Here is a 14,467-nt window from a genome sequence, read left to right as displayed (position 1 = left end):
TAGGCGTTCAGCCATTCCTACGAGACATTTAGAAAGCGCCGCCGGGCGTTTCAGATAGCTCTCAACGACTTCATCCATGCAGCTCATTAGGGTTTCGGGAGGTAAAGACACATAGCGAAAACAGCGATGGGGCAGCGGATACACACGCAAGAAAAGGCAACCGAAAGTGCTGCCTGCACCGACCATGGTGCCTGCCACAGCCACGGGACAAAGACCGATGGCTGAGCAACCCTCCGGCAACAAATACACCACCGATTCCCGTGGCGAACCGACCCCGATGCCTCATGTGCTGCGCCCTGCCAACCCGAATCCTCCGCTGCCGGGTGCACGGATAAAGAACACCTCGATACTGACCACGCCTCAAGGCCTCGACACTCCGGTGAAACCGCCACAAGTCCAGCCCCCGGCACCGGTCGCTCCCGGCTTCTACATCGTGCCCCGGAGCATGCCGCTGAGCGAGTTGCAGCGCCACCTGTTCGACAGCCCCTCACCCGGCGTCCTGGCCAAATACCTGGCCCTCAATCCAGGCCTTGGCGATACGGTCAAAGCCGGCAGCCTGATCGTGCTCAGCGATCCGGCCAACCACGCCTGCACCTACGAGGAAGCGCAACTCATGCTCGCCGCCGAGCAGGTTAAGATCGCTCTCGCCCCCCTGACACCCGAAGCCGCCGACTTCATGGTTCGCCATCAGGCCGAGATCGCCGGTTTCACCAGCCAGGCCTCGACCTGGCTGGGCATCGGCACCTCGGTGATGGGTAAACACCTGGACAAACTACGCGAGACCTTGCAAGACATGGAACGCCTGCATCAGGACAGCTACCGCCAACACGGCCACCTCAGATCCCCCGAATTCCTCGCCCGCCGCCGGCGCCTGTTGGCGCAGCTGGACGCGCAACTGCTGAACTCCACCCGCCTGCGCGGCTACACGCCCCTGGGCGACCACCCCAAACTGAAAACCGCCCTCGGCCTCTCCAGCCGCAGCCTGGTACACCACTGGAACAAAGCCGGCGCCCCCGGCCAGATCCCGGGATACGCCACCCACGTGAACGCCGTCAGCCGCGCGGCGAAGTACATGCAGACGGGTGGGTACATCGGCATTGCGATTGGCGGGGTGTCGTCGGCGTTGAGGATTCAGGAGGTTTGTCAGGCGGGTTCGGGTGATGAGAGTTGCAGGAAGGTGATGTTTACTGAGACGGGGAAGTTTGCGGGATCTGCATTCGGAGGAAACCTAGGGGCGAACGCCGGATATGTAGGGAGTACATTTGTCTGTGCTGCATTCGGCGGGGTAGGAGGAGTGATCTGCGGTGCCATTCTGATAGGCACTGGAGCATGGCTTGGGTCAGATACTCTTGGCGCATATGGAGAAAGAATGGGTGAAATTCTTTACGAGAGAACACTCCCATGATGACAGAACAGTTCTGGCACTCCTGGCTCGCCTTTGCGCTTTTGCTAGGTCCGATTCTGTTAGCCGCCACAAGCCTTGCATTCAGCTACTACCTCAGCCAGCGCTACTTGCGGGAAATGCTCGAGGCCTTTCAGCGGAGCCGCTATTTCCATCGATGGACTGACAGGCTTCAATACTTGGGATGGTTCGAACACTTTCTGATGTTTGGCCGCGTAAGAGGAATGATGCTCTGCCCCGGTCCAGGACTACGTAAAGGACTACTTTCACCGGAGGATGTACACAACTTCCCCCCCCGACTCAAACGCCTTCTGAGCATACAGAACAGATTGGACGGTATTCTTTTCGTCTGGTCCGCAATCATGTATGCGTTGCTGAAGTTGACGGGCTGACGATGCATACGCTCCCTCCGCTAATCGCCCTTATTCTGACTGGAGGCTTGCTTTTACTTGCCCTCATCAGTCTCCTCTTCAGCTACTACATGAGTCGACGCTACCTCGACGGGATGCTGGGTGCGCTAAAGGGGAGTAACTATTTCGCAGGCTGGGCAACCTACCTGCCTCATCAGGGATGGCATCCTCGCTATCTGATGTTCGCAAAACTCAGGGGCATGATGTTCTGGCCTGGGCCGGGAATACGCAGGGGGATAATTTCCCCAGACGATGTGCGCAACTTCCCACCGCAGTACAAGCGCCTTTTAAAAACACAGAACGTGCTCGATGGCGTGATTGTCGTGTGGGGCACATTTGTGTACCTGCTGATAAAGCTTTAGTCATTCATCTGCAACCACTGACCAGTGCACCTTCCCAACTATCCATGGAAAGCTTTTATGCATGCACAAGATCTTTGCGAACAGACATCGCCATGACAGGGCAACAATTCTGGCATTCCTGGCTCGCCTTCATCCTTTTGTTATATCCATTGTTGCTGGCCGTGACAAACCTCTCCTTCAGCTACTACCTAAGCCGGCGATACCTGAAAGAGATGCTGGAAGCCCTACGGAGAAGCCAGCACTTTTATCGCTGGACCGACAGCCTTCCTCACGAGGGATGGTTCACGCATTTTCTAATGCTGGCAGCCGTTCGAGGATCGATGCTTTGGCCCGGCCCTGCGGTTCGCAGAGGCTTTCTTTCCTCGGAAGACGTAGACAATTTCCCTCCCCATCTCCAGCGCCTGCTGACCATCAGAAACTGGATGGATGTCGTGCTTCTGGTCTGGGGTTCGATCATGTATACGCTGTTGAAACTGACTAAGCACTGACGTGGCGCGCGGGTACGGATGCAGTAGCACTGTCACAGCACCTTCCAGCTGGCTGTGGTTCCTATCCGCAGCCGGCTGGACGGGGGATTCTATTGTGCCCTGGCGAGGCCCACCGACCTAGTTCATGAACAGTGGCAAATACCCCAGCTCCACCAGCTTGATATCGATCTCCGCCACTCGCTGGACATCAGCCCGTTTGCCCTCATCCATCACCTGTGGACAACTCACGATCAGCGTGCCGCGTTTTGGAATGTCGATGAGCTGGTCGGCGCTCGGAAAATCCCCGGCCCGCAACACGTGTGGACAAAACCCGACCCAGCCGACGGTCTGCCGGTCCTTGAACACCTTGGTGCGCAAATAGTGGTCTTTTGGCGCCAGCACACACCAGTCAAGTTCTGGCCACAGTTCAACGGCCAACTGAATCACCCTGATCACTATCGGTCTCACATCGGGAATGGCTGCCACAAGCGCCCCGCCATCTTCGAAGCGCATGCTGGCGACTGAGTCCAGGTCGTGGGCGTTGTAATGAAAGGCCAACCCACCCTTGAGGGGATCATCCAGGCCATTCCACACGGAAAACTGCAACTTCGTGGGGAAGTCGTCGTTATGGTTGCTCCGCGCTTCTTCACGCAGGTACTCGAAGTCGTCATTGATCCGCTTGCGCAGCGACTCCTCCCTGGAACCGGCCTGCAGATACCAGTCCTGCAACAGAGGATGAATCTCGCCAAGGCCCTGGAAAAAGCGCTCGGCTCTTTCCAGCTGCTCCTCATGCGGGACCGCGGAGATCTTCTGTTTGTCGAAACGCAGAACGAATGAAAATTTTCTGAACAAGCGCTCGTCCTCAGTCAGGCTTCAAAAACACGGTCGGGATTTTCACGGCGGTACTCATCCCACTCTTTCTGCTCTTTTGCACGTTGCTTGATGTACTCATCATGATCCTTGGTGCCCGGCATCGGGTTCCAGTAGGCGGTCAGGTTGGTAAGCCCCTTCTCTGCGTACTGTTCGGCACAATACTCATAGACCACCCTTTGCAGGAAATGCCATTCCACCGAAACCGGTGGGCTGGGCCGGGCTTTCAGGGAATGTATCTCGGCCGGGGTAATCAGGGTTTTCTCCACATTGGCCCAGGGGCGCGGCAGCCCGATAAGCGGAATGAACATGAACGCATAATTGGCCTTGGCTTCCAGCAAGGTGCAACGCGGTTTGTCGAAACCATCCCACCAGGTGTTGTTCCACCACCACTCGTAGGGCGTCGGGAAAGCAGTCACCCACGCCTGATAGAGCGCGGACTGGGCGGACATACTATGACCTTTGCCGTTATTGGGTATCGTCATGGTCCCCTGCTCGGGGGGGCATTTCACACAGTCCTTGTCCCGCTTGGCCTTGCAGTCGCGCTCGGCTTCCCGAGTCCGTTCAGCGGTCGTCGGAGGCGCATCCACCCTGGGTTTTGCCTGGGGTTGCGTCTGCGGCAAAGGGACGGGCTGCGGGATTGGCCGGGGCGCCGGCAGTGGCTGAGTGGGCCTGGGCGTCGGCATCGGCATTGGCCGTGGAGGGGGCATCGGCAGCCTGGGAGTCGGGGTTGGAATCTCGAATGGTAAACGTGGCCCCAAGCGAGGCGTCATGCGTAGAGCCATGGGCCCTGTGCTTGGCAGAATCCCCAATCCACTCATGGTCGAATCTCCCCGACGGCTTGCATGTCCCGCCAGTGCTGCATGTTCATCCTGAACACCACGATATCCTCGTAATCCTCGAACCGCCGCTCGGGGCTATCCGCTACAGGCCTGTTCATGAACTCGATAAAGGCCGGCTGCTTGTCAAAGTTGGTAAAGGTCAATCCATGCCGCAGAAAATGCTCGACGGACTCGGGCTCCCTGATGCCAAAACCCCACGCACGCTCACGCAGGTCTTTCAACATCTGCAAAGCTGGCATCAGCCCCTTTCTGGACAACCACTCAGGGTTCTCTTGCTGTACTTCCAGTAACAGCCGCTCAAATACTTCGTTCTGACGAATGTCATCCAGTTGTGAAAGCTGTTCGGCACTCAACTCAAGCATGTTGCTCCCCCACTTGCTCGACGCCGTAGCTGAGATAGCAACCTTGCAGGGGTTGCCAGACCAGCCAGTCCTGGACATGACGCATGAGCTGCTGGATCTGGGAGGGTGATATCACCTTGTCCAGCGCACGCCTGACCTCAGGACTGTAGTAACGAAACAGTGCTCGACGCCCATCCGGCATTTGGCTGAACAACAGGTCCTGGTGATAGTCGCGCAGGGTTTCGAACGGCTGATCACTCCAAAGCCAGGAAACCATCGGTGCCTGCTGGTCTCGTGTAACCAGCCAATTGCCGAATGCCCCGCGCAAACCGCTCCTGGAGTCAGGAAACTCAACCAGTACCGGGCCGGCATGGCGAATTTCATCCAGTGCGCCAGCGCTCAGGAGCCAGTGAAAACGGATGCTGTCGTCCGCCTCTTCAAGGCGTTTGTTCAACGTCAGATAGCGGGCACCATCGATAAGGGCAAGCAGTCTGGACGATGACCCGGAGGGCTCCGAGAGCCGCCAGAACAAGGAGCCGACACGCCTCATGCGCTGCTCCCCAGGGCTTCCAGCGGTACAAAGGTCTGATTGCGCTGAGCGGCCAGCAGCAGGCACTTCAAACATAATCCGGGCACGGAGGGGAATGCGGCTACTGCGGAAGACGCCGCACCGCCGCCACTGTTGCCGATGATGATCGTCCCCGAACCACCCACAATCACATTGCCGTGACTGCCCAGGGAACCCAGGACAGCGACCGGCTTTCCGTTGATCAGTACGTTGGGAATGACATTGGCGTTCAATGCTGAACCGCAAGCCGTCGGGTCACCTTCCCGTGCGACGGGCAGGTGATCAAAGAGGACATCAGGCGAGCCACTGGTAATCGGATTGGTACCGTGGCCAGGCAAAGGACAGACGGTTGGATCTCCAACGCGCGCGGCAGGTTTCCCAGACATTTCAACTTCCCTATCGAAACTGGCGAGAAAACCGACTCTGCCGAATGCTCAAAAAACATACAATCAACAATCCTTTTCAAAGTTTTTCCGAACAACAGCGATCCCGGTCTCCTCCCCCCGATAAGTCACCAGGGGGCTCAGTCCCGGGATCAGGGTTGGTCAATCCCACCTACGCTTAGGTAGGATGGCTGCACTATTTCCCCCGAGGTTCACCTCATGTTCATCGGCGTTCTGCTGGTTATCACCTGGCTGATCCTGCTGGTCCGCTACCCCGCCAAGGCCTTGCCGGTGTCCATGGCCGCCGCTGTCGGCCTGGGCCTGGTGGCGGTGTGGGTGGTCTGGATGGATAACCGCGAAGCCCAGCAACTGGCGCGCCTGGAATTGCGCATCAGCTATGCCCCCGAGCATTGCCCGGCGGATCGCCCGCTGCTGTTGAAGATGAACAACGGCAACGATGTGCCGCTGACCGAACTGCGCTGGCGCGTCGCCGCCTATGCGCCGGGCGACACGGTAAACCTGGCCGACAACCAGTACAGCGCCCCGCGTTATCGCGGCCCCGGCGAGTTGCAGGCCGGCGCCAATTGGGAAGACTGCCTGCCCCTGCCACCGCTGCGTCCCGGCTATCGCCCGCAAACCCTGGAGTTTCGCGCCGAGCGCTTGCAGGGTAGTTTCTCCGACTGATTCCCCCTTCCCTCTTTTTGCACAAGGACCGCGCCATGCCCGTTGCGCTGATCACCGGTTGTTCCAGCGGCATCGGCCGCGCCCTGGCGGATGCTCTCAAAGCCGCCGGCTTCACCGTCCTGCCCACCGCCCGCAGGGCCGAAGACGTGGCCATGCTGCAAGCCGCGGGTTTCGACGCGGTGCAACTGGACGTCAACGATGGGCCGGCGCTCACCGCCCTGGGCGAGCGCATCAACCAGCAACACGGCGGCCTCGACCTGCTGATCAACAACGCCGGCTACGGCGCCATGGGCCCGCTGCTGGATGGCGGTGTCGAGGCCATGCAGCGGCAGTTCGAAACCAATGTGTTCGCCCTGGTCGGCGTGACCCGGGCGATGTTTCCAGTGCTGCGCCGCAGCCGCGGGCTGGTGGTGAATATCGGCAGCGTGTCGGGCGTCCTGGTCACGCCTTTTGCCGGTGCCTACTGCGCCTCCAAGGCGGCGGTGCATGCCTTGAGCGATGCGTTGCGCATGGAGCTGGCGCCGTTCGACATCCGCGTGATGGAGGTCCAGCCCGGCGCCATCGCCTCGAGCTTCGCCAAGAATGCCGGGCATCAAGCCGAGCAACTGCTCACCGAACAATCGCCCTGGTGGCCGCTGCGCGAAGGCATCCGCGCACGGGCCCGGGCCTCACAGGACCACCCGACACCCGCCAACGAATTTGCCGCCAGGCTGCTCAAGGCGGTGCAGCAGGACAAGCCTGCGCGTCTGGTTCGGATTGGTAATGGCAGCCGCGCATTGCCCTTGATGGCCAGCCTGTTGCCCAGAGGCTTGCTGGACAAGGTGCTGATGAAGCGTTTTGGCCTGGGCGCAAAGCTGTAACGGCCGATCACTGGCGGCGGAGCGTCGCCCGGCCATTCCCGCAGGTTCTAGAAAATTCCTTTTAGTCGCCGGCGACGCAGCCCCTGCGGTTAAGGTTGTGCCCTCTCCCAATCCCAGTAGAATGCGCGCACTCGAGGCCTCCAGGGCCTCGATCAGGCCGCATGGATCGCTGGCGAACCGCTGAAACTCCCCTTCTTCCATGCTCGCCGCCATTCAATCGTCGATCAGGGAATATCCATTGAAACCTCAACACCTGCTGCCGCTGGCCTTGGCCACTGTATTGATCGGCTGCGCGCCGTCGCCAGACGAGGAGCTGAACGCCACCCTGCCCCAGCTCAGTCTCAAGGAGCTGTTGCCGCAAGCCGTCGCCAACGAGTACTGCAACCCCAAGCTGGACAGCGATCTGCTGTATGGCATCGGCTACCAGCTGTACAACGACGACAAACCCGAGCAAGCCCGCAGTTGCCTGATCATGGCCGCGCCCACCCACGACCGGGCCCTGTGCTACCTGGCGAGCATCGCGGAACAGGACAGCAGCAAGGACAGCGCCGAGCGCGACCGCGAAGCCTTCGGCTACATGGCCTATTCCGCGGTGAAGAATGACGCCTGCGCCGAGTTCGGCATGTTCCAGAACTTCACCTACGGCATGCGCGGGCAGACCCCGGACAGCGACCTGGGCCTGCGCTGGCTGGAACGCTCCGCGCGTCACGGCGATGCGGATGCGCAACAGACCCTGGTACGCCTGCACAGTAACAAGGGCAATCTGCCGCTGGCCTACCGCTGGGCCAGGATCCTCGATGACCAGGCACAGATCGACGCCCTGAAACAACGGATGAACCCGCAGCAAATCAGCGAAGGCGAACAAGGCTTCGAGCAACTGGGCAAGATCGTCACCAGCAAGGACGCCGTGCGCAAAGAGGCCCGCGAGGAGAACATCGCGGTGTACTCGGCGAACATCCATATGGAATACCCCGAGACCTTCAAGGGCCTGTCGGTGGCCGAGCGTCATGCGCTCATGGAGCAGGCCGTGGCCACGGTGAGCGCCCGTCCCGAGTTCAGCACCCGTGGCCAGCTTTACGCCTATGTGATCATCGCGCGGCAGGCCCAGTTGAAGCAGGCCGGCGTCGATGTACTGCAGAACCCGCAGATTGTGCAGCTGCTCAGCGATACCGAGCTGCAAGTGAGTGAGGCGGTGAAGAAAGCCGACGTGATCCTCGGCCAGGCCGCCCTGTAACAGCGGGAACACCGCCGGCCGCGCCTACGGGGGCCTTATACATGGCCGCGTCTTGTAGGTGCCAGCTCCTACAAGGGGGCGGCGTCAGGTTGTTCACCCAGCTGATGAAGCGTTTCGGATTAAGCGCCAGGCTCTGAGCATTCAACGCCGGCCATCACGCGCATGACACCGTTGTATGCCGCGCCGATGCCCGTAGAATGCCCGCACTCCAATCGCAAGGAAGCGGCACCTCAAGCACGGAACGACTGCACCCCGCCCCTGCTCATGCCCTCTTGGCGTCCTCCCTTTTACGATTGAACCTCAGGGACTCTCCATTGAAATCTCGTAGCCTGCTGCCCTTGGCCATCTTCACTCTGCTGCTGGGCTGCGATGCCTCGTCACCGGACGAAAAACTCAATAACTCCCTGCCGGACCTGAGCCTCGAGCAGATCCTGCCCAAGGTCGAGGCCAACCCATACTGCACACCGGAGATGGACAGCGAATTGCTGCTCGGCCTCGGCATCCGACTGATCGATGAGGACGAGGTACTGTATGGCGCAGGCCGTACCTTGCTGGCGAGCAAGGAAATAAAAATGGCCCGCAGCTGCCTGATCATGGCCGCCCCCCGCTACACCACGAGCTTGTGCATCCTGGGCAAGATTGTCGGCGCCAGGCAAAACAACTATGACAAAAGCGAAGCCTTCAACTACATCGCCTACGCCGCCAAGCACAATGAATCCTGCGCGGAAGCAGGCCTGTACGACATCTACAGCGTTGGCAAGCTGGGCCAGCCACCGAACAAGGAATTGGCCATGGGCTGGCTTGAGCGCGCCGCTCGGCACGGCGACCAGGACGCGCAACAGGACATGGTGCGCTGGAGCAGCGAACAGGACCATTTCCCGGTGGCCTATGCCTGGGCCAGGGTCCTGAATGAGGCAAAAACAATCGAGGCCGTGCAGCGCAAAATGAGCCCTCAGCAAATGGCCGAGGGCGAGCAGCACTACACCCGGCTGCTCAGCCAACTCACCCCCGAAAAGGATATTGAGCAGGCGCTGCGCAAGGACCTCATCGCCCTGAGCTCAGGGGATCTGTACTACAGCCACCCGGAGGTATTCGAGGGCATGTCCCCTGTGCAACGGCATGCTTTCGTGGCCCAGTTGGTGGACATGCTGGACCTCTACCCGAAGTTCCACACGCGAGGCCAAGTGGTGGCCTACGCCTTGATTTCCCGCCTTGTGCAAAGTACCGGACCGGCCGTGGACCTGTGGCAGGACCCGGCACTGCATGCCTTGCTGGTCAATGATGACCTGAGCGTGGAAGAGACCGTGGCCAAGGCCAAAACCATCCTGGCCAAGCGCAAGCAATAGCTTGAGAGGCTGGCGCTACTTCTTTTGAAGCGCCGCCGAGGTGTCGCGTGCGCAAGGCCCAAGAGCCCTTTGCCGTGGCCAAACAGATGCTGCGGTTTCGGTTGTACGCCCTCTCAAACCCAGTAGAATCCCCGGCCTTGAGCGCCCGCGCTCAAGCAGCATGGAATCGCTGGCGTCGACACTGAAGCACGGAACTGCTCAAGCTCCCCCTCTCCCGTCCTGTCCCTGCGTCATTCCATGCGCCTCTTCATTCAATCGCAGATCAGGGAATATCCATTGAAATTGTTCAACGTGCTGCCACTGGCATTGGCTGTCTTGCTGGCGGCCTGCGCCACCACGGCTCCGGAAAAGACCGAGCCGAAAATCCCCGAGCTGAATGACACCCTGCCCAAGCTGACGCTGGAAAGCGTCTTGCCCAAGGTCAGCGCCAACGAGTACTGCAACCCGGCCATGGACGCCGATGTGCTGTACGGCGCCGGTTACAAGCTGTACGAGGCCGAGGACTTCAAGAGCGCCAAGAGCTGCTTCGCCATGGCCGCGCCGAACTACACCCGGGCCTTCTGCTACCTGTCCACCAGCACCGATCAGGAAACGGACAGACCCAAGGCCGAGCGCGACCGCGAGTCCTTCAACTACATCGCCTACTCGGCGTCGCAGAACGATTGGTGCGCCGAGTACGGCATGTACGCCACCTACTGGTTCGGCGACAAGGACATCCCCCAGGACCGGCAGCTGGCGGTGCGCTGGCTGGAGCGCTCGGCCCTGCATGGCAACCCGGAACCGCAGCAGAGCCTGGCCGACGCCGCCGAAGAGTCCGGCGACCTGGTGAAGGCCTACGCCTGGCTGAAGGTTATCGATAACACCGAGGACACCAGCCAGCTGGATGCCTTGAAAGGCAAGATGAGCCCTGAGCAACTGGCCGAAGGCGAACAACGCTTCAGCGAGCTGAAGGCGAGCGTGACCAGCAAGCAGGTGATGTACGACGAGGCGCGGGCTGAGGAGGTGGCCATTTTCTCGGCCGAGATCCATTTCGATATCCCCGACCTGTTCAAGGGCATGACGACGGCCGAGCGCCAGGCCTTTGTCAAAGCGGCCATCGCCAAGGCCCGGGACAGCGGCAAGTTCGATCTGCATTACGCGGTGACCCAGTACATCATCGTCTCGCGCCTGGCCCAGCAGCGTTACCCCGGCGTCGACGTACTGCAGAACCCGAAGCTGGTGGCCGCCATCAACCACGTTAACGACGGCTTGGAAGCCACGGCGAAGAAGTCCCTGGCGATCATGCAGAAAAGCTACAAGTAACCCTGGTTCCCCCGGCGCGCTAGCGTCTGGTCGCCCGCCGGCTCCCGCAAGATATCGCGGGAGCCGGCTCGCCAGAGATGCCGTGCAGGCACGCCCGGCAGCGGCCCGATCACTGCGCCTCCCCGCCCTCCTTCACCACCACGGTGCAGGTAATCCCCGCAGCCAGCAGCACGCCTTCCGGCACTTCATCGATATGGATGCGCACCGGCACGCGCTGGGCCAGGCGTACCCAGTTGAAGGTCGGGTTGACGTCGGCGACCAGCTCGCGGCTTTCCGGGTTGTCGCGGTCGTAGATGCCGCGGGAAATACTCTCCACATGGCCCTTGAGCACCTCGCCGCTCATCAGCTGCATATCGGCCTTATCGCCGACGCGCACATGGGGCAGCTTGGTCTCCTCGAAGAAGCCGTAGACCCAGAACGAATGCATGTCGACCACCGCCATCTTCGGCTCGCCGATGCGCGCGTAATCGCCGCGGTGCACGTTGAGGTTGGTGACGTAGCCGTCCACCGCGGCGCGCACCTGGGTGCGCTTGAGGTTGAGTTCCGCGGCCTCCAGCTGGGCCTGGGCCTGCTGGTAGTCGGCCAGGGCCGAGTCGGCGATGTTGCTGGCGTCGTCGCGGTTTTCCTTGGAGATCACCAGGTTGTCCAGGTCGGCGCGGCGGTGGGCGTTGACCTTGCGCATCTCCCAGGTGGCCTTTCTCGAAGCCACCAGCGACTGCGCCTGCTTGACCGCGATCTGGTAGTGCTCGGGGTCGATCTGCATCAGCAGGTCGCCCTTTTTCACCAGCTGGTTGTCGCGCACCGGCACGTCCACCACTTCCCCGGTGACGTCGGCGGCGACGTTGATGATGTCGGCGCGCACCCGGCCGTCGCGGGTCCACGGCGTGTTCATGTAATGCACCCACAGGGTGCGGCCGATCCACAGGGCCAGGGCCAGCACCAGCAGGGTCGCGAGCAGGCTGAAAAACTTTTTCATCGTGGGACTCTCAACGGTAAACAGTGAGCGCCATGGCGCCGAACAGACAGCAGAACAGGCTCAGGCGCAGCAGCGCCGGGTGCCAGAAAAAACGGTACAGGTCATAACCCGAGATGAAGCGGTCCAGGGCCCAGGCCAGGGCCGCGGCAATGAAGAACATCAGGGTCATGGTCGGCATGTACACGCCGTGGAAGGCGATTTCACGAGGCATGTTCAAGTCCTTGGGGCGGGGCCTGTACGGCTGGCGGCGCGGCATAGGCGGCCAGCGGCGATTGCGGGTCGAGCAATGAGCTGCGGATGAAGTGCAGGTAGCTCTTCACCCGGCGCAACACCGAGGTATCGAAGTGCGGGGCGAAGGGTTCGTCGCTGGCCTGGACCCGGCTGATCGCATGATCGACCGCGACCAGCGCGCGCTCCAGGTTGCTCTGGCCCGGTTGCAGGAACAGCCGCACCAACGAGCGGCCCATCACCCGGATCGCCTGGCGCCACGGCTGGGATTCGGCGTAGGCCGGGTGCACCGGGAGGATCGCCTGTTCCTTGCGCAGCTCGATGATGGCGTGCCCCACCTCCAGCACCACAAACATCCAGCGCAGCAGCTCGCGCTGCACCTGCGGCTGCCCCGCCGCCAGGCCATAGGCCTGGTGCAGCAGGTCGCGGGTGCGGCTTTCGAAGCTCGACGCCAGGCCCTTGAGCTTGCCGCTGATGGCGTACACCACCTGGCCGCGCAGGTCCTGCTCCAGGCGGCGCCACAACCAGCGGCTGTTGGGCGGCAGGATGATCGCCCCGGCGGCGGCACAGACCAGCATGCCCATGATCATGGCGATGTAGTCGTTGATGAAGGCGTAGGGGTTGTAGACGGTCAGGTTGTCCGGCACCGAACCGGTGCTGAAAAAGATCAGCAACCCCAGGCCCACGCCAGCGTACTGCGGGCGTGAAGCGAGGAACGAACCGAGCACGATCACCGGCGCCAGCATCACGCACAGCAGCGGAAAACCGTCGATCCAGGGGAACACGAAGAACATCTCGACGAAGCCGACCACGGCCCCGATCAAGGTGCCGCAGGCCATCTGGAAGGCCATGCGTTTCGGGTTCGGCGTCGCCGCCGAGAGACCGACGGTGGCCGCCGCGATCAGGGTCATGGTGGCGCCGCTGGGCCAGGCGGTGGCCACCCAGTAACTGCCGAGCACGATCAGGATGAACGAGGCGCGGATCCCCGAGGCGGCCGAGGCCAGCCAGTTGGTCTGGGGGGTGAAGGGCTCGTCCCAGCGCTCGCGCTCATGACTGTGCTCGGCCAGGGACGCATGGGTCTGCGCGTAGCTGTGCAGTTCGTCGACGAAGCGATAGAGCAGCTCATAGGCGGTGTGGAAATCCAGCTGCTCGGCATCGCTCGGTTCGTGCTCCTGGAACAGCGCGCGCATGCTGCGCACCCGCGCCGGCAGCTCGGCCTTGTAGCTTGCCAGTTGCTCGGCCAGGCGCGCGGCATCGGGGCTGGTCAGGGCGCGGCCGGAGAAGCCGTCCAGCAGTTCGGCAAGGTCCTGCAACCCGGGTTTGGTCGCCGCCAGCACATACTCGGCGGCGCTGCCGCGCAGGCGCTCGAGCAACTGATGCAGGGCGTTGAAGCGGGTGGTGATGCCCATGAACTCGCTGTTCAAACGGCTCAGGCGGCCGTTGCGCCGGCGCATGTGCGGGTCTTCGAACACCGTGACGCTGCGCAGGCCTTCCAGGCCTACCGCTTCGGCGATGAAACGCACATTGCCGCTCTCGAACGCATCGCGCTGGCTGCGGCCGCGCAAACCGTCGGTGACGAACAGGGCGAACACCCCGAAGCGCTGGTACAAGGCGTTGCGCATCGCCGCGCTGGCGGTCTGCGGCAGGATCGCAGCGCTGACCAGGGTCGAGCAGAGAATCCCCAGGGAGATTTCCAGCACCCGCCACACCGCCGCCATAAAGGCCCCGTCCGGATGGGCCAGGGCCGGCAAGCCGACCATCGCCGCGGTGTAGCCGGCAAGCACGAAGCCATAGGCGCGGAAGTTGCGATAACGGGCGGCGCCGGCCGAGCAGATGCCGACCCAGATCGCCAGCGAACCGAGGAACAGTTCGGTGTTCTGGGCGAACAGGGCGATCAGCGCCACCATCACCGCCGACCCGGCCAGGGTGCCGAGAAAGCGATAGAAGCTCTTGGCGAACACCTGGCCGCTCTGCGGCTGCATGACGATGAACACGGTGATCATCGCCGTGCGCGGTTGCGGCAGCTCCAGGCGCATGGCCAGCCACAGGGTGAGGAACGCGGCGGCCAGCACCTTGAAGATATAGACCCAGGTCACGCCGTCGCTGCGTGCCCAGTCGAAGAAGCCCCGGCGCCATTCAAGGGAGTACAGCCAGCGCAAGGGTGCAGGCAAGGAAGTCATGGGTCTTACTCA

The 14,467-nt window shown here is 61.6% G+C and carries 17 protein-coding genes; 9 read left to right on the top strand and 8 right to left on the bottom strand.

Annotation, left to right across the window (positions count from 1 at the left end; genetic code table 11):
* The first annotated feature begins 445 nt into the window (after positions 1–445).
* From DK261_RS06910 to DK261_RS06895, 4 genes are all read left to right on the top strand, one after another.
* On the top strand, positions 446–1,405 hold the full coding sequence (locus tag DK261_RS06910) for a hypothetical protein (RefSeq protein WP_110175451.1): 960 nt from the start codon (positions 446–448) through the stop codon (positions 1,403–1,405).
* Positions 1,402–1,794: a hypothetical protein gene (locus DK261_RS06905; protein WP_016703275.1), complete on the top strand. Its 393-nt coding sequence runs from the start codon at positions 1,402–1,404 to the stop codon at positions 1,792–1,794. The genes DK261_RS06910 and DK261_RS06905 overlap by 4 nt, the downstream gene beginning before the upstream one ends.
* An 89-nt stretch (positions 1,795–1,883) precedes the next feature.
* Positions 1,884–2,174 (top strand): hypothetical protein, encoded by a 291-nt coding sequence (locus tag DK261_RS06900; RefSeq protein ID WP_371923057.1) that lies wholly within the window; start codon positions 1,884–1,886, stop codon positions 2,172–2,174.
* 92 nt (positions 2,175–2,266) lie between these two features.
* Positions 2,267–2,662 (top strand): hypothetical protein, encoded by a 396-nt coding sequence (locus tag DK261_RS06895; protein WP_110175489.1) that lies wholly within the window; start codon positions 2,267–2,269, stop codon positions 2,660–2,662.
* Positions 2,663–2,779: 117 nt separating this feature from the next.
* Here DK261_RS06895 and DK261_RS06890 read toward each other — a convergent pair whose 3' ends face one another.
* The 5 genes from DK261_RS06890 to DK261_RS06870 form a co-directional block, all read right to left on the bottom strand.
* On the bottom strand, positions 2,780–3,493 hold the full coding sequence (locus DK261_RS06890; protein WP_028681700.1) for an Imm52 family immunity protein: 714 nt from the start codon (positions 3,491–3,493) through the stop codon (positions 2,780–2,782).
* Positions 3,494–3,507: 14 nt separating this feature from the next.
* Positions 3,508–3,996, bottom strand: a complete 489-nt coding sequence (locus tag DK261_RS33755) for a Tox-REase-5 domain-containing protein (protein WP_274319277.1) — start codon at positions 3,994–3,996, stop codon at positions 3,508–3,510.
* A 332-nt stretch (positions 3,997–4,328) separates the two neighbouring features.
* A complete protein-coding gene (locus DK261_RS06880) occupies positions 4,329–4,715 on the bottom strand; it encodes a hypothetical protein (protein WP_110175450.1) in 387 nt (128 codons plus the stop codon).
* On the bottom strand, positions 4,708–5,244 hold the full coding sequence (locus DK261_RS06875) for a DUF4123 domain-containing protein (protein ID WP_101281846.1): 537 nt from the start codon (positions 5,242–5,244) through the stop codon (positions 4,708–4,710). Before DK261_RS06875 ends, DK261_RS06880 begins: the two co-directional genes overlap by 8 nt.
* A complete protein-coding gene (locus DK261_RS06870) occupies positions 5,241–5,648 on the bottom strand; it encodes a PAAR domain-containing protein (RefSeq protein WP_029526655.1) in 408 nt (135 codons plus the stop codon). The genes DK261_RS06875 and DK261_RS06870 overlap by 4 nt, the downstream gene beginning before the upstream one ends.
* Positions 5,649–5,864: 216 nt before the next feature.
* On the opposite strand from DK261_RS06870, the gene DK261_RS06865 reads away from it, so the two are divergent.
* The 5 genes from DK261_RS06865 to DK261_RS06845 all read left to right on the top strand — a co-directional run bounded on the left by DK261_RS06865 (position 5,865) and on the right by DK261_RS06845 (position 11,071).
* On the top strand, positions 5,865–6,329 hold the full coding sequence (locus DK261_RS06865; RefSeq protein ID WP_009047073.1) for a hypothetical protein: 465 nt from the start codon (positions 5,865–5,867) through the stop codon (positions 6,327–6,329).
* Between the two features lie 35 nt (positions 6,330–6,364).
* On the top strand, positions 6,365–7,189 hold the full coding sequence (locus DK261_RS06860; protein ID WP_110175449.1) for an SDR family oxidoreductase: 825 nt from the start codon (positions 6,365–6,367) through the stop codon (positions 7,187–7,189).
* 238 nt (positions 7,190–7,427) lie between these two features.
* A complete protein-coding gene (locus DK261_RS06855; RefSeq protein WP_232788604.1) occupies positions 7,428–8,423 on the top strand; it encodes a hypothetical protein in 996 nt (331 codons plus the stop codon).
* A gap of 314 nt (positions 8,424–8,737) precedes the next feature.
* Positions 8,738–9,769 carry a sel1 repeat family protein gene (locus tag DK261_RS06850; protein WP_110175448.1) on the top strand — a complete coding sequence of 344 codons (1,032 nt, stop codon included), beginning with the start codon at positions 8,738–8,740 and terminating at the stop codon, positions 9,767–9,769.
* 276 nt (positions 9,770–10,045) lie between these two features.
* Positions 10,046–11,071 (top strand): sel1 repeat family protein, encoded by a 1,026-nt coding sequence (locus DK261_RS06845; protein WP_256597553.1) that lies wholly within the window; start codon positions 10,046–10,048, stop codon positions 11,069–11,071.
* 109 nt (positions 11,072–11,180) lie between these two features.
* Here DK261_RS06845 and DK261_RS06840 read toward each other — a convergent pair whose 3' ends face one another.
* The 3 genes from DK261_RS06840 to DK261_RS06830 are packed head-to-tail and all read right to left on the bottom strand — an operon-like array spanning position 11,181 to position 14,455.
* The gene (locus DK261_RS06840) at positions 11,181–12,047 is read right to left on the bottom strand and encodes an HlyD family secretion protein (RefSeq protein WP_009047068.1); all 867 of its coding nucleotides are present in this window, start codon (positions 12,045–12,047) and stop codon (positions 11,181–11,183) included.
* Positions 12,048–12,057: 10 nt separating this feature from the next.
* Positions 12,058–12,258: a DUF1656 domain-containing protein gene (locus tag DK261_RS06835; protein WP_007930063.1), complete on the bottom strand. Its 201-nt coding sequence runs from the start codon at positions 12,256–12,258 to the stop codon at positions 12,058–12,060.
* Positions 12,248–14,455 (bottom strand): FUSC family protein, encoded by a 2,208-nt coding sequence (locus DK261_RS06830; protein ID WP_009047067.1) that lies wholly within the window; start codon positions 14,453–14,455, stop codon positions 12,248–12,250. Before DK261_RS06830 ends, DK261_RS06835 begins: the two co-directional genes overlap by 11 nt.
* Positions 14,456–14,467 lie beyond the last annotated feature (12 nt).

This window comes from Pseudomonas sp. RW409 (assembly GCF_003184125.1).
GTDB lineage: Bacteria > Pseudomonadota > Gammaproteobacteria > Pseudomonadales > Pseudomonadaceae > Aquipseudomonas > Aquipseudomonas chlororaphis_I.
Note: the sequence above shows the minus strand (reverse complement) of the source record. Positions and strands in the feature narration are given on the sequence as shown.